The sequence below is a fragment of the Eubacterium sp. OM08-24 genome (assembly GCF_003438075.1).
Taxonomy (GTDB): domain Bacteria; phylum Bacillota; class Clostridia; order Oscillospirales; family Acutalibacteraceae; genus Ruminococcoides.
This window is the reverse complement of the sequence record NZ_QSTA01000004.1, coordinates 55,690-72,589: the sequence shown is the minus strand read 5'-3', so window position 1 is coordinate 72,589 and position 16,900 is coordinate 55,690. Positions and strand designations below refer to the sequence as shown.

General features: G+C 39.6%; 19 protein-coding genes. 4 read left to right on the top strand and 15 right to left on the bottom strand.

Annotated elements, in window-relative coordinates; genetic code table 11:
• Positions 1–46: 46 nt before the first annotated feature.
• Positions 47–235, bottom strand: coding sequence for a DUF1540 domain-containing protein (locus DXC23_RS08190; RefSeq protein ID WP_242997455.1), 189 nt, complete (start codon positions 233–235; stop codon positions 47–49).
• A gap of 135 nt (positions 236–370) precedes the next feature.
• Here DXC23_RS08190 and DXC23_RS08185 point away from each other — a divergent pair, with 135 nt between their 5' ends.
• From DXC23_RS08185 to DXC23_RS08175, 3 genes are all read left to right on the top strand, one after another.
• Positions 371–706 carry a hypothetical protein gene (locus DXC23_RS08185; RefSeq protein WP_117705625.1) on the top strand — a complete coding sequence of 112 codons (336 nt, stop codon included), beginning with the start codon at positions 371–373 and terminating at the stop codon, positions 704–706.
• A gap of 95 nt (positions 707–801) precedes the next feature.
• Positions 802–3,015 (top strand): ATP-dependent RecD-like DNA helicase, encoded by a 2,214-nt coding sequence (locus DXC23_RS08180; protein WP_117705624.1) that lies wholly within the window; start codon positions 802–804, stop codon positions 3,013–3,015.
• The gene (locus DXC23_RS08175; RefSeq protein ID WP_117705623.1) at positions 2,999–3,658 is read left to right on the top strand and encodes a phosphoribosyltransferase family protein; all 660 of its coding nucleotides are present in this window, start codon (positions 2,999–3,001) and stop codon (positions 3,656–3,658) included. Before DXC23_RS08180 ends, DXC23_RS08175 begins: the two co-directional genes overlap by 17 nt.
• 158 nt (positions 3,659–3,816) lie before the next feature.
• On the opposite strand, the gene DXC23_RS08170 is transcribed toward DXC23_RS08175, so the two are convergent.
• From DXC23_RS08170 to DXC23_RS08110, 13 genes are all read right to left on the bottom strand, one after another.
• Positions 3,817–4,902, bottom strand: coding sequence for a dockerin type I repeat-containing protein (locus tag DXC23_RS08170; RefSeq protein WP_117705622.1), 1,086 nt, complete (start codon positions 4,900–4,902; stop codon positions 3,817–3,819).
• A gap of 183 nt (positions 4,903–5,085) precedes the next feature.
• The gene (locus DXC23_RS08165) at positions 5,086–6,492 is read right to left on the bottom strand and encodes an oxaloacetate decarboxylase subunit alpha (protein WP_117705621.1); all 1,407 of its coding nucleotides are present in this window, start codon (positions 6,490–6,492) and stop codon (positions 5,086–5,088) included.
• A 24-nt stretch (positions 6,493–6,516) separates the two neighbouring features.
• On the bottom strand, positions 6,517–6,882 hold the full coding sequence (locus DXC23_RS08160) for a DUF2118 domain-containing protein (RefSeq protein WP_022234946.1): 366 nt from the start codon (positions 6,880–6,882) through the stop codon (positions 6,517–6,519).
• 35 nt (positions 6,883–6,917) lie between these two features.
• The gene (locus tag DXC23_RS08155) at positions 6,918–8,225 is read right to left on the bottom strand and encodes a carboxyl transferase domain-containing protein (protein ID WP_158552521.1); all 1,308 of its coding nucleotides are present in this window, start codon (positions 8,223–8,225) and stop codon (positions 6,918–6,920) included.
• A gap of 244 nt (positions 8,226–8,469) precedes the next feature.
• Positions 8,470–9,222 carry a pseudouridine synthase gene (locus DXC23_RS08150; RefSeq protein WP_117705619.1) on the bottom strand — a complete coding sequence of 251 codons (753 nt, stop codon included), beginning with the start codon at positions 9,220–9,222 and terminating at the stop codon, positions 8,470–8,472.
• Complete coding sequence (locus DXC23_RS08145; RefSeq protein WP_117705618.1) at positions 9,209–10,354, bottom strand: D-alanyl-D-alanine carboxypeptidase family protein; 1,146 nt, start codon at positions 10,352–10,354, stop codon at positions 9,209–9,211. Before DXC23_RS08145 ends, DXC23_RS08150 begins: the two co-directional genes overlap by 14 nt.
• A 44-nt stretch (positions 10,355–10,398) precedes the next feature.
• Positions 10,399–10,815, bottom strand: coding sequence for a GerW family sporulation protein (gene ytfJ, locus DXC23_RS08140; protein ID WP_117705617.1), 417 nt, complete (start codon positions 10,813–10,815; stop codon positions 10,399–10,401).
• Between the two features lie 63 nt (positions 10,816–10,878).
• On the bottom strand, positions 10,879–11,508 hold the full coding sequence (locus DXC23_RS08135; protein ID WP_117705616.1) for a DUF2953 domain-containing protein: 630 nt from the start codon (positions 11,506–11,508) through the stop codon (positions 10,879–10,881).
• A gap of 78 nt (positions 11,509–11,586) precedes the next feature.
• Positions 11,587–11,901 (bottom strand): TfoX/Sxy family protein, encoded by a 315-nt coding sequence (locus DXC23_RS08130; protein ID WP_117705615.1) that lies wholly within the window; start codon positions 11,899–11,901, stop codon positions 11,587–11,589.
• A gap of 19 nt (positions 11,902–11,920) precedes the next feature.
• Entirely contained in the window at positions 11,921–12,478 is a 558-nt protein-coding gene (locus tag DXC23_RS08125; RefSeq protein WP_117705614.1) for a hypothetical protein, read from the bottom strand.
• Between the two features lie 24 nt (positions 12,479–12,502).
• Positions 12,503–13,090, bottom strand: a complete 588-nt coding sequence (gene scpB, locus DXC23_RS08120; protein WP_117705613.1) for an SMC-Scp complex subunit ScpB — start codon at positions 13,088–13,090, stop codon at positions 12,503–12,505.
• Positions 13,083–13,811, bottom strand: coding sequence for a segregation/condensation protein A (locus tag DXC23_RS08115; protein WP_117705612.1), 729 nt, complete (start codon positions 13,809–13,811; stop codon positions 13,083–13,085). The genes scpB and DXC23_RS08115 overlap by 8 nt, the downstream gene beginning before the upstream one ends.
• An 11-nt stretch (positions 13,812–13,822) precedes the next feature.
• Positions 13,823–14,518: a site-2 protease family protein gene (locus DXC23_RS08110; RefSeq protein ID WP_117705611.1), complete on the bottom strand. Its 696-nt coding sequence runs from the start codon at positions 14,516–14,518 to the stop codon at positions 13,823–13,825.
• Between the two features lie 288 nt (positions 14,519–14,806).
• Here DXC23_RS08110 and rpmB point away from each other — a divergent pair, with 288 nt between their 5' ends.
• Complete coding sequence (gene rpmB / locus DXC23_RS08105) at positions 14,807–14,995, top strand: 50S ribosomal protein L28 (RefSeq protein ID WP_022234957.1); 189 nt, start codon at positions 14,807–14,809, stop codon at positions 14,993–14,995.
• 228 nt (positions 14,996–15,223) lie between these two features.
• On the opposite strand, the gene DXC23_RS08100 is transcribed toward rpmB, so the two are convergent.
• Complete coding sequence (locus DXC23_RS08100; RefSeq protein ID WP_117705610.1) at positions 15,224–16,873, bottom strand: AMP-binding protein; 1,650 nt, start codon at positions 16,871–16,873, stop codon at positions 15,224–15,226.
• Positions 16,874–16,900 lie beyond the last annotated feature (27 nt).

Genomic DNA, 16,900 nt, shown 5'->3' with positions numbered 1-16,900 from the left:
AAAGCTGTACCCCGTTATGGGATACAGCTTTTTTGTTGGTGTAAGATTACTTACAACCGCAACCCTGTTTTAACTCAAAGCTCTGGCAGTCAGTGCACTGACATACTGTTGGGTTTGACTCATGTGTACCAATCTTGATTGATTCAAGTGAGCAGTAATGCTCTGCCTCGTTGTTGTGAGAACAGTTATTTACGGTGCATTTAATGCTGCGGTTTACATAGGAGTTGTTCATCATTATAAATCACCTCATACATTATTAGCGAACCCTGCGCCATTGCAGTTTTGTCCGCTCTTTTATTGTCTGCAAAATAGCTGTAAATATACCTCACCAATTCGGTTATTATTAATAAAATATAGCGAGGTGATTTTTGTGACAGCGATTTCAACCGCTATACTTATTATTTTTGCCGTAATGGGAATAATATACTGCGTAAGGGAAATTACATATTTCCTGTATAAAAGCAAAAATAATTGCTCAATCATCATTGTAACTCCGCTTGACAGTGAAAAACAAAATGCCGAATTTATTTTGCGTGGTGCGGCGTCAAGATTAAGATGGTTTTGTCGTGGTGGCAAGGACTGCATACTTTGCCTTGACTGCGATATGGACGAAGAAACCGAAAACATATGCAAGGCGCTTTGCAAGGAATACGGATTTATAAAACTGATAAAAAAGAAAGAGCTTATTCATCTTTTGAACGAATAATTTAAAGTGTATTGTTAATGCAAAAAAACAGTGCTATAATAATTAATATTGTGGCAGATTACCGCTGTATTTTTTAAGGAAACAGGTATGTTTTTATGGATAACAATACACTTTTACAGCTTGAAGGCTATGTTGAAAGCGTAGTTTACAGAAACGAAGAAAACGGTTATACCGTTGTAGAAATATCGGACGATGACGATTATATAACAGCTGTCGGCATAATGCCGAGAGTACATCAGGGCGACCTTTTAAAGCTCACAGGCAACTACAAAGACCACCCGAATTACGGCAGACAGTTCTCGGCACAGGTCTGTGAGCTTTGCCGACCGAGCGGTACGGCAGGCATATTGCGTTATCTTTCATCGGGCGCAATCCGAGGAATAGGCGCAACAACCGCCCAAAGGCTTGTGTCTGAGTTTGGCGAAAAAACGCTCGATGTTATGGAAAATGAACCCGAACGAGTTGCAATGCTCAAAGGAATTTCAAAATCAAAGGCAGAAGATTTTTCTTTGCAGTTAAAGCAAAGTACGGGCATACGCTCACTAATAATATTCCTCGGTGAATACGGAATAGGCAATGCGGCGGCTGTAAAAATCTTTACAGAAATGGGCACAACCGCCATTGAGCAAATTAAAGAAAATCCCTACATACTCTGTAACGGCGAATTCGGCATCAGCTTTCAGACCGCCGATTTCATTGCAAAAAAGCGAAATTTTGACGAGCAGAGTACAGAGCGTATTCGTGCAGGCATTGCATATATTTTAATTCACAACGAGGGCAACGGCCACACCTGCCTGCCGCTTGAAGTGCTTTGCAAAAAAGCGTCTGAATTTTTAAAGGTTGACCTCACGCTCATTGCGTCAACTATGCAGGAAATGATTTTTGACCGCTCCCTCATTAAAGATACCGTCAGCGAAAAAGAATTTATTTTTGCGCCTAACACCCACCTTTGCGAGCTTTACATAGCGTCAAGAGTAAAAATGCTGCTCGGCTTTGCGGCAGAACAGATTAAAAACATTGACTCTGAAATTGAAAAATGCGAGCAAAACGATGGCATAGAATATGCCGCACTTCAAAAAGAGGCAATCACTCAGGCGCTCAGTAAGGGGATGCTTGTTCTTACAGGCGGCCCCGGTACAGGTAAAACAACCACATTGAACGCAATTATCAAAATTTTACAGAATAACGGCAAAAAAGTTTTGCTTGCCGCACCAACAGGCAGAGCCGCTCAGCGAATGAGTGCTTTAACGGGAGTTGAGGCAAAAACTATTCATCGTCTGCTTGAAGTAAGCTGGGACAAGCACGATAAACCGATATTTAATAAAAACGAACGCAATCAGCTGAAATGTGACGCACTCATTGTGGACGAGGTTTCAATGGTAGACACATTCATTTTTGAAAGCGTTATGAAAGCCTTGCCAATCGGATGCAGGCTTATACTTGTTGGCGACTCAAATCAGTTGCCGTCCGTAGGGCCGGGAAATATTCTCGGTGACCTTACCGAGAGCGGAATAGTCCCCGTTGTAAGGCTAAACGAAATTTTCCGTCAGGCACAGAAAAGTCTTATTGTTACAAACGCACATAAAATAGTCAACGGCGAAATGCCTGTACTCAACGCATCCGACAAGGACTTCTTCTTCCTACTCAGAAACAATAAAGCAGAAATTTCTCAAGTAATCGTTGACCTTTGCGCTCAAAGATTGCCAAAGGCTTACGGATACTCGGCATTTGACAATATTCAGGTGCTTTGCCCATCCAAAAAGGGCGAGCTTGGCACTGCCGAAATGAATTTCAAACTTCAAAAGGCTCTTAATCCGAAATCTCACGATAAAACGGAGATTGAAATTGCATCTAAAACCTTTAGGATTGGCGACAAGGTAATGCAGATAAAGAACAACTATGATATAACATGGATAAGAGATGACGGCGAACAGGGTTCGGGCATTTTTAACGGCGACATAGGAATTATTGATTCTATCGACCGCAAAAGCCGAACACTTATAGTTGTTTTTGATGACAAAACCGCAAAATACACCTATGAATACGCAACTGACCTTGACTTTGCCTATGCGGTTACGGTACATAAAAGTCAGGGCAACGAGTTTGACTGCGTGATAATACCGATGTTTCAAGGGCCGCCACAGCTTTATTACAGAAATCTGCTTTATACAGCCGTAACAAGAGCAAAGAAAACGCTTGTGCTTGTCGGAAATCCAAAAACGGTAGAATATATGGTACAAAATAACCGCCGTACCAAAAGATACAGCGGACTAAAGGAATTTTTACTGCGTGATGAACAGCTATATTAAGAGTGCGATACTATTTTTGCAGGACATAATTTTCACCGTCAAGTGTCCGTACTGTCAAAAAGTAATTGAAAGAAATGATTATGCCTGCAAGAAATGCAAAAGTAAATTTCCGCCCAAAGGCTTTGAAACCTATGCAATCGGCGGTTACAAAACTATATCTCCGTTTAAATATGACGGAATTTTTGCGAGCGGAGTAAAGAACTTTAAATTTCACGAAAATCCGTCATATGCCCGACAACTTGCAGTTCCGCTTGTTGACGAAATACTCGCCAAGTATGATATAAGAAGTTTTGATATTATTACAGCCGTACCAATGTATTACAAAAATCAGCGTGAACGAGGATACAACCAATCGGAATTACTTGCAAAGCAATGCTCTGAAATAATGGGGATTCCGTATGCAGAACTTCTCGAAAAGCACAAAGCTAACAAGGCTCAGCATACCCTAAAGGGCAAGGAAAGAGAAAACAATGTGCATGGTGTGTATCGTGTTGCCGATATTGAATTAGCGGCGGATAAAACTATACTGATTATTGATGATATTATCACAACAGGCAATACACTTGGCGAATGTTGCAAGGTCCTGAAAAAAGCAGGTTGCAAAAGCATTTCCTGTGCAACTCTTTGTGCGGCTATTGTATGACTTAAAAAGGTTGAAAAAATTGGAGTATTACCAATTATTTCAACCTTTAGTTTTATTGTTTTTAGATAGTGTGAATAAATTATGGCTTAGTAAATTGTTTTGCCAATCTTTTATAATTACCTGACTAAGTATTCATAATCCCTAATTTTTAAAGAACATTATACTCTCATTGAAATATACTTTTGAAGAACAGTAACATCGTTTACATCAATTTTGCCGTCATCGTTTAAGTCACAATAAATTTTATATCTGTTTTCATCAAATATTGAATCTTCTTCGACAAAAAGAGAACCATTAAGATACATCTGTAAACTTGTAACATCATTTACATTTGTTGACTTATCGGCATTAAGATCGCCGCAATATCTGGCATTAAGATCATATAAAGTATTAATATCAATAACACCGTTAGTGTATAATTCAACAGCATTTTGTACTTTATTATCAGCATAATAATAATTGCCCGCAGGTGAATCTTCATAAATGGGATATACAAAATTTCCTGTTTTTAAAGATTTAATATTATTGTCTGACGAATAATGATCCTCAACTAAAATATAATCGAATTTATATTCTTCGCTTAATGCAGATAATTTCAAATATAAAATATCATAATCGCTTTCAGGGCAGGGGTAAGCTAAAGTTTGTTCAATATATTCTCTTGTCAGTTTTTCAATCTTAAAAAATTCATCCCATGTAATTTTGTTCTCAACACTGTAGTAGTCTTTATCTGCAAGATCAATAGATACCTTTATATCGGCATCACCAAGGTTTAATATCTGTTCTTTTGTTGAAATGCAGAACAAACATTCACTTGCGGAAAAATATTTTATTTCTGATACTGAATATTTTTCATCAATAATTTTCTTTTTATCATCGGGTTTCTGACTTCTTATATTATTTTTATATTCCTCATAATCACGCAATAATTCATCACTATAAGTCTTTTCGCCGTCTTCATTTTCAGTAATCTCATCTAAGCGATCGTTTTTATCTGCAAATGTATATATATCTTCACAATATGAAGTTAAATCAATTTTAACCGCAACCGTATCTGTATCCGCAATATCATCAATCGCCCACATAAGTTTTCCTGTTAACTTATTTTTAAAATCGTGATTCCACATATCTACATCACCAACGGCTGAGTTTCCCGTATCAGCCGCAAATGCTGTTGTTGTGCCGCAAAGAACAGCACTTGCCAAAATTGCTATTGCCATAATACCGCTTATAAGTTTTTTCATAATATAGCCTCCTTTAAAACATAAGTCATATTTCTTACGATTATTGTACTATATCATTAAATATCAAGCAAGTATATTATTGTATAATCTTTTGATTAAATTGTTAGTTATTTTGCCTAAACAAAATTGTATACAAAAACTCCCTCCGTAAATACGAAGGGAGTAAATAATTTGATTAAATCATCAAACAGGGTGAACCATATTTTTCTTGTCAAGCTTGTCGCCGTTAATGCCAACTTCGGCATTTCTTCTCTTCTCAAAGAAGTCGAGCGCAACCTTCGGGAACTGAGCGTATGAAAGAACATCCTCTTCCTGCTCAATCCACTGAGAAATCTCACCTCTGAGCTTATCAAGCTCCGGCTCAAGTAAATCTGCAGGACGGCAAGTAATAATCTTCTTATCGCCGCAAATCTTCTTCTGGAATGCAGGATCAATCGGCATTGGTGTTGTGCCGTACTCGCCTGCAACAAGACCCTTAAATTCGTTTGTACACATCTTGTATCTCTCACCTGTAATTACATTGAATACAGCCTGTGTACCAACAATCTGTGATGTAGGAGTAACGAGTGGTGGGTAACCTGCATCCTTACGAACTCTTGGAACTTCCTCAAGTACCTCTGTAAGCTTGTCTTCTTTGCCTGCCTGCTTAAGCTGTGAAAGAAGGTTAGAAAGCATACCGCCCGGAACCTGATAGATAAGAGCCTTAGCATCTGTAGCAAGCATCTTCTGATCAAGAAGACCGCTCTTGATGTACTTCTCACGAAGTGTCATAAAGTAAGCACGAATTTCAGCAAGTTGCTTAATGTCAAGACCTGTATCGTATGGTGTGCCTGCAAGAGCGGCAACCATTGACTCTGTCGGTGCGTGTGAAGTACCGAGTGCAAGTGGGCTGATAGCTGTATCAATACCGTCTGCGCCTGCCTCAACACCCTTTAAAAGACACATTGATGCAAGACCTGATGTGTAGTGTGTATGGAGCTGAACAGGAAGGTCAACAGCCTCTTTAATAGCCTTAACAAGGCTCTCTGTTGCTGTTGGTGTGAGCAATGCAGCCATATCCTTAATGCAGATAGAATCTGCGCCTGCATCGGCAATTCTCTTTGCGTACTCTACATAGTACTCATCAGTAAATACAGGGCCTGTTGTGTAGCTGATTGCTACCTGAGCCTCTGCCTTGCCGTTTTCTCTCTTTGCAGCGTTAATAGCTGTTTTGAGGTTCTTAATATCGTTAAGTGCGTCAAAAATTCTGATAATATCAATACCGTTTGCAACTGAGCGCTGAACAAGGTACTCTACGCAGTCATCGGCATAGTGACGATAACCGAGCATATTCTGACCTCTGAAGAGCATCTGGAGCTTTGTATTCGGACAATGCTCACGAATTGTGCGAAGTCTTGCCCATGGGTCTTCATTTAAGAAACGAAGACAAGCGTCATATGTTGCGCCGCCCCAGCACTCAAGTGAATAATAACCGATTTTGTCGAGCTTATCAAGAATAGGGAGCATATCCTCTGTTGTCATTCTTGTAGCAATAAGTGACTGATGTGCGTCACGCAGGGCAGTTTCGGTAACTCTAATTTTCTTTGCCATTTCGGACATCCCTTTCGTCAGTTATTAGTTAAGAGTAACAAGTGTTTTACCTGAATCAACAGACTCACCCTTAGCAACATCAACAGTTGCTACAACACCATCCTGAGGAGCCTTTACAGGAGTTTCCATCTTCATAGCCTCAATAAATACGAGATCGTCACCGGCTTTAACTGACTGACCGGCTGAAACTACAACATTAACAACTGTACCCGGCATAGGAGCAGAAACTACTACTGAACCTGCTGCGCCTGCAGGAGCTGCCGGCTTTGCTGCAGGTGCGGGTGCTGCTGCCGGAGCAGGAGCTGCTGCAACCGGTGCTGAAGAACCGCCGAGCTCTTCAACCTGAACATCGTATGCTGTACCATTTACTGTAATTCTTAAATTTTTCATTTTAAATATCCCCTTTATTTAAACAAACATATTTATCAGATTGTTGAATGTTTCTTAGCAACTGTCGGAACTCTCTTGCCTGAAAGCATATCAAGCGCAGAAATAAGAGCTTTTCTTAAATCCTGCTGTTCAACAATACCGTCAACATAGCCGTTCTGAGCTGCGTTGAAAGCAGAGAGATTTTCTGCCGCAAACTTCTCGGCAACAACCTTCTGCTCTGCAACAGGAACATTCATTTTATCAGCTGCAAGGATAAATGCCGCAGCCTCTACATTTACAGGAGAAATAACAGCCTGTGGAAGTGCGTAAACCATATCTGCGTTTGCGCCTGTGCCTGCAAGTGCAATGTAGCCTGAACCAATAGCCTGACCATATACAACAGAAATCTTAACTGTTGTAGCCTCTGCATAAGCCGAAGCAGCCTTTGCAGCTGACTTAATTGACTCAAAGCCCTTGCAATCAACAAATGTAAGTACAGGGAGTGAGAAAGCATCGCAGAAACTAACAAACTTAGCAATCTTTGTTGTAGCACTGCATGAAAGCACACCGCCGTTTGTCTTTACAATACCTACTACCGAACCGCCAAGACGAGCAAGTCTTACCTTTGCGTCTTTGCCGTAATTATCAAAAATCTTATATACGCTGCCGCCGTCAACAGTAGAACCTACTACGCAGTCACAACCTGCCGGCTCTTCCTCAAATGACTCAGGAGCAGTGTTGAGGTTGTTAGACGGAAGGTAAAGAACAAGCTCCTTAGCCTTTGCAACAGCCTCTGCTGTATCTTTTGCAACAACAGATGCAACACCATGCTCTGCGTTGTATTCGGCACTTGAGTTTTCGCCTGTAACATCAAGAGAAAGCTGTGCCTTTTCACTCATAATAACAAAATCCGCACTTGCTGCGTTAAGAGCGTTTGTACCAAGGCAAGTGCCAAGTACAACAGAAATCTGCGGAACAGCACCTGAAATTGCAGCGGCACTGTTAAGAACCTGACCGCAACCTGCGAGGAGCTCGTTGCCCTGCATAAGTCTGCCGCCTACACTGTCATAGAAACCTACAACAGGAGCGCCTGTTTTAAGTGCAAGATCATAAACCTTTTTAAGCTTTGCAGCCTGTGCCTTACTCATAGCACCGCCGCAAATATCACTGTTCTGTGCGAAAGCATAAACAGGCATACCCTCAACTGTACCAAAGCCTGCTACTACCTCTGCAAAACCCTCGCCTGATTTTGCAAAAGCATCAATTTCAGTAAAGCTGTCAGCGTCAAAAAATTCTGTTATTGTTTTATAAGCAGAAGTAGATGCGATTTCAGCCTTTGCCTGATTGATTTTTTCAATACTCATCTTAAACATCCTCCAATACAATGTATTGAATATACCGACAAAAAAGCATATGTCGGCATACTAATTTACCACATATATCATTATATCCTAATATTTATCAAACTACAAGGAAAAAGCAAAGCAAATTTGTAAATTTGAATATTTGCCACAATGATTTTACACAAATATTTTGTTTTACTGTGCATTTTCACTTGTGATTTTACTTTGATTTTAGTAAAAAATTTCTCTTTTTTCGGCTTTGAGATTAAATAAGCTGTTTTCCGTTTACAAATGGGTTTGAAAGCAGTTTTTTTACCTCAACTTCCGTAAGGTCACGCCAGTCGCCCTGCTTGAGCATACCCATTTTTACGCCGCCGATCTGTATTCTTTTAAGTCTTGCAACCTCAAGTCCGACAGCCTCGCACATACGGCGAATTTCTCGGTTCTTGCCCTCATGAAGTATCATTTCGAGTACAACTCTGCCCGGCTCCTGATGAAGTACATGCACCATTGCAGGGGCGGTCTTTACTCCGTCAAGCTCAATGCCTGTTTCGAGCTTGACAAGCTGATCTTCGTCAATAGACGGACGGACTGTTACTCTGTAAATTTTATAGACGCTGTTCTTCGGGTGCATTATCTTGTTTGCAAGCTCACCGTCATTTGTGAGAATGAGCATTCCCTCCGAATCTTTGTCAAGTCTGCCGATAGGGTAAACTCTTGTGCCCACATTTTCCACAAGTTGAGCAACGCATTTTCTGCCTCTGTCATCGCTCATTGTAGTAATAAATCCTCTCGGTTTATTGAGCATAATGTAACGGTAAGACGGCTTTGCGTTGGCAAGCACACGCTTACCGTTTACAAATACCTTATCTGTCGGCCTTACCTTGTCGCCGAGTTGAGCGGTTTTGCCGTTCACTTTTACATGACCGTCAATAATCATCTGCTCTGCTTTTCTTCTTGATGCGATACCGCATTGTGATAATAACTTTTGAAGTCTTATTGGTTCATTCTTTGCCATATGTAAAAAAATCCTTTATCTTAGTCCAAATACTTTTGTTTTTATTCTGCGTATTGCTGTATTCAACAGCGGTTAAATTTGTACTTGCAAGCGTTTTGCCGTCAAGCGTGTATTCTATTCTGCCTACAATATCTCCGTCTTTAACAGGTGCATACAAGAAATTGTCGGCATACACCGTTCTTGCAACATTTTCTTTCTTGGCAAACGGCACTACAATATTTTTGCCCTTTGTACCCGTAACGCTGATTTTTTCATCGTCACCGCCTGCGCATGGTATTTCAAGATAGTAATCCGAATCATCACATTCTACGCAAGCAAGCTGAGAAAATCCGTAATTATAAAGAGCTATGTGGTCATTCCAATCGTTTCTGTCATTGAGTGTAACGCAAACAAATGTAAGTCCGTCCTTTTTTGCGGAAGAAACCAAACATCTGCCTGCCGCCATTGTGTATCCTGTTTTTCCGCCCGTACAATACTCATACATCGAAAGCAGTCGATTGTGGTTTACATAGGTGGTTCTTTTTGACTGCGGTTCGCTAAACTGTACGGTTACGCTTTTTTGCGAAGTGAGTTTTGCAAAGCTCTCGTTTTCAAGCGCATAGCTCATAAGCAAAGCCATATCGTATGCAGTGGAATAATGATTTTCGTCATCAAGTCCGCTTGGTGTAACAAAATGTGTGTTTTTCATTCCTATTACAGCCGCCCGATTGTTCATAAGCTCGGAAAATTTTTCTGCACTGCCCGCAATAGAAATTGCCGCCGCATTTGCTGCGTCATTTCCCGATGCCATCATCATTCCTGCGGCTAAATCGCTCAGTTTAACCTTTTCTCCAACCTTGAGATACATTGAACTGCCCTCGGCTGTCATATCCTTTGTAAAGGTTACAACCTTGTCGGCTGAGTCGGCATACTCAAGCGTAATGAGTGAAGTCATCAGCTTTGTGGTGCTTGCAGGTTTCATCTTTTTATTTCCATTTATTGAAAAATATACCTTTCCATCGTCAACACAATAAAGCACGCAAGCCTGAGCATTTACAGTCGGCTTGTCGGTTTCCTGCGCAAATGCCGTAATCTGTGCGGTTTGCGTTAATGTCACCACAACTACAACTATAACGGAAAGTATTTTTTTCATAAGCTCGCCTCCGAACTAATTTTATGCGAAGGCTTTGCCATAAATTACACCATATCTATATCGTCCTGAGTTATTTCAGAAAAATCGTCAGCGTCCTTTTTCTTGCCAAACATTCCCTTTACTTTCTGAAGAACATCGGGAATCATACCCATAATGCCCTCGGCAGCACTACCGTTATTCTCAACAGATACAAGTCTTACCTCGCCCTGATAAACGGTTAAAAACGCAACCGGCTGAATTGTAACGCCTGCACCGCTGCCGCCGCCAAAGCAATCCTTATTTTCCTTTTTGGTAGGAAGGTCAGAACCGCCTGCCGCAAAGCCGTAGGTTACCTTTGAAACAGGAATAATAAGTGTGCCGTCAGGAGCTGTAATCGGCTCGCCGACAATAGTATTTACATCTACCATTTCCTTGATTTTATCCATAGTAGTGTCCATAAGATTTCCAATAGGATGTTCCATAGCAATTCTCCTTTGTATTGAATAATCGTCATAACTGCACAAACAGGTATGCGATAAATATCGTTAATTGTCTTTTATATTTTTAAGCTCCATAAGCATTTTTAATGCCTTAAAGCCGTGTTTTAATACTATTTTAACAAGATGTGCTATTCTTGTTTTAAATATCGCAAAAAACTCAATCCTGGTTTCCGCACCCTCCGTAAAGTCGGGAAGAATATCCACACCGTAATGCGTATATTTCATTGAACTTATAACCGCACTTGTCAGCGGATAGACAACCGAGCAAACCTTGCCGTAATTTATAGCCGTATCGGAAGCGTCTTTTCCTCCGACTTTTATGCTTAGCGCAAAGCTTTTGATTATTATGTGTGCAAAAAAGTCTTTTAATACGCCTTTTGCAAGCTCGGCAATCTTTGAAAACAAATTCACAATACCCGAAAGTCCAAGCTCTTTTAAGAAATTACTTTCAGGCTTTTTCTCTTCCTTTGGAGCAGGCTTTTGCGGTTGTTCGGTTTTTTTCTTCTTTTTGGGTTTCTTTTTCTTTGGCACAGGCGGATAAAGAATAATCTTTACAAAGCCTATGCGAAGTCTGCAAAAGAATTGTTTTTTATATTGAACGCAGACCTTTATGGGAATAGCAAGAATTATTGCAAAAAACAAGACTATCCCCAGCAGTATATACAGCCAGAGCAAGGCAAAACCTCCTCCGAGTTTAGTTTATCATTTTAAAAGCAATTTTACTTAATCTTACTGATTTAATATAAATACTGCCTACTTTTTCGCCTTTGGCATCGGTAATTCGTCATACATTGCATTGAATAAACCTATCAAAAAATCTTTATTATCAACTTCATCCACCAAAAGCATTTCCTTTGCTCCCTCATACGGCAGCTCATATACAGCTGTCGGAATATATTGGATTGCGGATTTTACAGGCTTTACAAGTAATCTGTCATCATATATTCCGCCTATTATTTTACCACGATAGTAAATAATAAATTCACCCATCATAGCACGATAAGTAATTTCATCTAAATCGGAGAGTTGTCCTAAAACAAACTGCAAATATTCCTTGCTTGATGCCATAACCTGCATACACCTCAATTTAATGCCAGTTAAACATATCCAAAACTCTGCAAACCATATAATGTATTGGTTTTCCGTTGTCAGCCGGCTTTTTATCATGCGGATTATACCATGGCTTAAGATTTTCGTTTTTAGATAATTCAACAGCTACTCTGAGAGCCTCATCGTAACTTTCTGTCAAACCATCATCACCAAAAGGGATACACTCTCCATTTGAGTTTACAACACAATTAATTCTTTCTTCATTTGAATTAATAACACTATACAGTTTACTGTCTTTAAATTTAAATTCTTCACGCTCTAAGCTACGCAAAAACCCCTTGAATAAAATATCTTCATTAGGTTTTTTATTAACCCAAACAACCTTGCCGTACTCAAGCTGAACCAATTTTTCTTCCAAATGAATAACATCATATCCCTGCGGAATTTTATCTGTATATTCATTATACGGCCATGATTTATGCAATTCCTCATATGTTCCGCATCGTGTAAAGCCTTTGTTGCTTGTTATAAAAAATGTAAAGTCGTCTGATTTTGAAAATAAATAATTATTTTCATGTTCCGGAAAGTCAAACATTTATATTCCCCTGTTTATAGTTAGTTATTTGTCACTTTGTTCTATTTCATTAGAATTATTCTCAGGCTGTTCCTTTTCGGATTCTTCTTCCGAATTTGCGTTTTTGTCACTTTCGGGAAGCGGAGGGAGATTTTCTATGCTTTCAAGATTAAAACATCTTAAAAAGTTCTCGGTTGTTCCGTAAAGCAACGGTCTGCCCGGAAGTTCAAGTCTGCCCTTTTCCTCGACAAGTCCCTTTGTGGTAAGACTGCCGAGAACACCGCTGCAATCTACACCTCTGACCTGCTCAACAAAAGCCTTTGTAACAGGCTGATTGTATGCAACAACGGCAAGCACCTCAAGCGCCGCCTGCGAAAGCGGAGTATTTCTGCGCAAGTCCATAACTTTACGGATTTCGGGAGCAAATTTTTTAGCCGATACCATCTGATAGGATTTATTCAGCTTAATTATTCTTATGCCCCTCTCCTGCTTTTCGTAATCATCCATAAGCTCTAAAATTAATTTTTCGGCCTGTGATGGTTTCATTTCTATTGCCTGTGCTATTTTTTCAGGCTCAACAGGCGAACCGTTTGCAAACAGTATTGCCTCGACTGCCGCTTTTTTATCATACATTTTTGTTCTCCTTGTTATCTATCATATAAACGATTGCGTGGTCGCCGTCACCGTCAACTCTAACACGCTTGCCTTTTACAAGTTCCAGTGTAGCAAGAAAAGTTGCTACAAGTTCGCTCTTTTCTTCGCAGGCGTCAAAAAGTTCTTGATACTCTATTCTTCTGCCTTTCCACAGCTTACGCATTACATGAATAATTCGGCTGCTTACAGACACAAACTTTCGTGCCACAATTACGCTGAATGCCGATTCCGGCGGCGGAAGTTTACGCTTTCCTCTTCCGACTGCACTTACATATGCCTTTGCTATATCCTCGCTCGGATGAATACGGTTATATGTGAGATCATATTCAACAGGCGACGCCTCTCTGTAAAAGCTGTCATAATCGTAAATCTCACTGAATTTCTTGGCTATCTGACGGCAGATTGCATATTCGATAAGCTGTCCCGTGAGTTCTTTCTTAAGTTCTTCAACCTCTTCTTCATACTTAGGGAGCAACATTACTGACTTTATATAAACAAGTCTTGACGCCATTGTAAGAAATTCCGACTCAATGTCAAGCTGATTTTCCTGCATAACCTTAATTTGCTCAAGGTACTGTTCAATAAGCTCGGCTATCGGTATATCGTAAATATCTATTTTGTTTTTTGAAATCAGGGTAAGCAATAAATCAAGCGGGCCTTCAAATGCCTCCAACCTGTATTGCAACGGCTGTGAATCCATAGCTCTACCTCTTAAAATAATTCTGCAAAAAATCTGACAGGGCTCAATGCCATATTGCTTAAGAAATTCAAAATTTCGTTTGTGGCAAAACCAAGCACCGTACTAAGACCGCCCGTAAAGATTAAAAAGATAAGTGCCAAAGAGAAAATTGTTTCATACTTTGTCATAAATGCAATTGCCTTATAAGGCAAGAATGCAAATAAAATCTTTGAACCGTCAAGCGGTGGAATCGGAATAAAGTTAAATACCGCAAGACTGACATTACAAGATGCATAAAAGGCAAAAAAACTTCTTATCATAAGTCCTATGTCATTCAAATAAAAGAATGACGGAAACGCAAGAGCTAAAATATAATAAATAATCAAACCTACATATGCCGCAAGAAGATTTGCCACAGGACCTGCAAGAGCGCAAAGCGCCATACCCAGCTTTGGCTTTTTAAAGTTATTGGGATTGATAGGTACAGGCTTTGCCCAACCAAAGCCGACAAATATCATAGCAAGCGCACCTACTATGTCAATATGGCTTATAGGATTGAGCGTTAATCTGCCACGGCTTTTTGCCTCTTTGTCACCAAGTAAATACGCAACAAAAGCGTGCGCCCACTCGTGAAACGGCAAAATTAAAAATATAATAAGTAAAACTGCTACCAGATAGGCTACAACATCGTAAAAATTAAACGAGCCTGAAAAAATCTGTTGTAACATAATTATCCTCCAAATTTTTATTTAGCAATTGATTTTGTTTTTAAAGGCATTAATTTTCCACAAAACAAGCAAAAACAAAAAAGCAGCCATTTAAACGATATCTCAGAGCGAAATTTATCTATCATAAAGATAAAAATCACGCCTAAGCTATATATAATTACTATTATATAATAAAGCAAATAAAAAAACAAGAAAAGAAATTTTAAAAAAACACTTGCATTTTTGTTCGTTTTCTGTTATTATAACAAAGTTAGATGTGAAAAATGATTTTTAAGGAGGTGCAGACGCATGGCAAAATGTGATTTCTGCGGTAAGGATGTAAAGTTCGGCATCAAGGTATCTCACTCACACAGACGTTCCAACAGAACTTGGAAGCCTAATGTACAGCGTGTAAAGGCTATTGTTGATGGCTCTCCAAAGCGTGTATATGCTTGCACCCGTTGCTTACGTTCAGGTAAGGTTACCAGAGCAAACTAATACAGACAGTCGAAAATCAATGCCGTTCTGCAATCAGAACGGCATTTTTCGTTGTGTTATGCTTAGTTTTTAGGCTATCAATTAAAAAGTTGGGAGAATTATAGTTTATCAGAATATATCTGCAAAGTATTTTTCTAAACCACAACTTAACAGTTACACAGACAAAGCCTTGCTTTCTCAGATTGAAAGCAAGGCTTTTTTGCTTATAGAAATTACATATCACAATCATCAATCGATTTTTGTTCTGTCAATATCTCTAATATCTATTCTCTTAATTTTACCGCTGATAGTCTTTGGCATTTCGTCAATAAATTCAATATGCTGAATATGCTTATATGATGCAACCTTTGAATTTACAAAGTGCTTTATATCCTGCATAAGCTCTTTGCTTTTATCAAATCCTTTGGCAAGGTGGATTGTCGCCTTAATCGCCTGACCTCTTGCTTTATCGGGAACGCCCGTTACCGCACATTCCATAACGGCAGGATGCTCCATAAGCACATTCTCTATTTCAAACGGGCCTACTCTGTAACCTCTTGTTTTAATAAGGTCGTCAATTCTGCCCACATACCAATAATAGCCGTCATCATCCATATAAGCAGTATCACCTGTATGATATATGCCGTATTTCCACACATTTGCGTACAAATCTTCATTTCCGCAATAACCCATAAATATGCCGTGTTGATTTTCTGACGGAATTACAACGATTTCTCCAACTTCATTTGCAGGCAGTCTGTTACCCTCGTTGTCGGCAATCATAATATTATAAAGGGGTGTAGGCTTGCCGAGTGAACCGATTTTAGCCGTACTTCCGACCAAATTACCGAGCATTAATACAGATTCGGTCTGTCCGAATCCCTCCATAATCTGCAATCCTGTTTGCTTATGTACCTGCTCAAACACTTCCGGATTAAGTGCCTCACCTGCTGTTGTAATGTGCTCAAGGTGTGACAAATCGAATTTCTTCATATCTTTTTTGATAAAATATCTGTAAACCGTAGGAGGTGCACAAAAAGAAGTTACCTTAAAATCTTCAATCACCTTTAATAGTTTATCAGGTGAAAAAATATCAAAGTCATACACCATAACTCCGCAGCCGCAGAGCCACTGACCGTAAATTTTACCCCATGATGCTTTACCCCAGCCTGTTTCCGCTACCGTAAGGTGAAGACCGTTTTCCTTGACATTCTGCCAAAACTTAGCGGTGATAATGTGTGCAAGCGTGTAGGTGTGGTCGTGCATAACTGCTTTTGGATAACCCGTTGTGCCTGATGTAAAATAAATCAGCATCGGCTCTTTTGCTTTCGTCTGTACTCTTTCAAGGTTTTCGTCAGCATTTTCAATTTCCTTTGTAAGGTTAATGCTGCCCTCAACATCTCTGCGAACCACAAATACTTTTTCAAGTTGAGATTTTACTGTCTTTGCCTGCACCAAAGTTTCGGCTGTAACATCATCAGGAGTTGAAACTGCGAATTTAATATCAGCAGTTTCAATACGGTAGGTAATATCATCAAGGGTAAGCATATTTGTTGCAGGAATAACAACCGCACCGAGCTTATGCAAAGCAGGCACAATGTACCAATACTCGTAATTTCTCTTTAAAATCACAAGTACCTTATCACCTTTTTTTACTCCGTTATTTCTTAATGCGTTAGCCGCTTTATTGCTCAAAGTTGCAATATCAGAAAAAGTAAATGTCTTTCTTTCATTATGAACATTTGTCCACTGAACAGCAATATCGTTTGGTGCGCACTTTGCCATTTCATCTACAACATCATAACCGAAATTGTAATTTTCGGGATACTTTAATTCAAATTTTTCAAGCACACCGTTTTTATCAAGTGTATAGTCACAAAAATTCTTAAATAACTGCATAATTATCTCCTAAATATTAATACTAAG

What these genes read in the sequence shown, in the direction of transcription:
- DXC23_RS08190 (WP_242997455.1), bottom strand. Translation starts at nt 235, where the DNA reads ATGATGAACAACTCCTATGTAAACCGCAGCATTAAATGCACCGTAAAT.
- rpmB (WP_022234957.1), top strand. Translation starts at nt 14,807, where the DNA reads ATGGCAAAATGTGATTTCTGCGGTAAGGATGTAAAGTTCGGCATCAAG.
- DXC23_RS08100 (WP_117705610.1), bottom strand. Translation starts at nt 16,873, where the DNA reads ATGCAGTTATTTAAGAATTTTTGTGACTATACACTTGATAAAAACGGT.
- DXC23_RS08165 (WP_117705621.1), bottom strand. Translation starts at nt 6,492, where the DNA reads ATGGCAAAGAAAATTAGAGTTACCGAAACTGCCCTGCGTGACGCACAT.
- DXC23_RS08175 (WP_117705623.1), top strand. Translation starts at nt 2,999, where the DNA reads ATGAACAGCTATATTAAGAGTGCGATACTATTTTTGCAGGACATAATT.
- DXC23_RS08155 (WP_158552521.1), bottom strand. Translation starts at nt 8,225, where the DNA reads ATGAGTATTGAAAAAATCAATCAGGCAAAGGCTGAAATCGCATCTACT.
- DXC23_RS08180 (WP_117705624.1), top strand. Translation starts at nt 802, where the DNA reads ATGGATAACAATACACTTTTACAGCTTGAAGGCTATGTTGAAAGCGTA.
- DXC23_RS08110 (WP_117705611.1), bottom strand. Translation starts at nt 14,518, where the DNA reads ATGTTACAACAGATTTTTTCAGGCTCGTTTAATTTTTACGATGTTGTA.
- DXC23_RS08145 (WP_117705618.1), bottom strand. Translation starts at nt 10,354, where the DNA reads ATGAAAAAAATACTTTCCGTTATAGTTGTAGTTGTGGTGACATTAACG.
- DXC23_RS08150 (WP_117705619.1), bottom strand. Translation starts at nt 9,222, where the DNA reads ATGGCAAAGAATGAACCAATAAGACTTCAAAAGTTATTATCACAATGC.
- ytfJ (WP_117705617.1), bottom strand. Translation starts at nt 10,815, where the DNA reads ATGGAACATCCTATTGGAAATCTTATGGACACTACTATGGATAAAATC.
- scpB (WP_117705613.1), bottom strand. Translation starts at nt 13,090, where the DNA reads ATGTATGATAAAAAAGCGGCAGTCGAGGCAATACTGTTTGCAAACGGT.
- DXC23_RS08160 (WP_022234946.1), bottom strand. Translation starts at nt 6,882, where the DNA reads ATGAAAAATTTAAGAATTACAGTAAATGGTACAGCATACGATGTTCAG.
- DXC23_RS08170 (WP_117705622.1), bottom strand. Translation starts at nt 4,902, where the DNA reads ATGAAAAAACTTATAAGCGGTATTATGGCAATAGCAATTTTGGCAAGT.
- DXC23_RS08125 (WP_117705614.1), bottom strand. Translation starts at nt 12,478, where the DNA reads ATGTTTGACTTTCCGGAACATGAAAATAATTATTTATTTTCAAAATCA.
- DXC23_RS08115 (WP_117705612.1), bottom strand. Translation starts at nt 13,811, where the DNA reads ATGGATTCACAGCCGTTGCAATACAGGTTGGAGGCATTTGAAGGCCCG.
- DXC23_RS08130 (WP_117705615.1), bottom strand. Translation starts at nt 11,901, where the DNA reads ATGGCATCAAGCAAGGAATATTTGCAGTTTGTTTTAGGACAACTCTCC.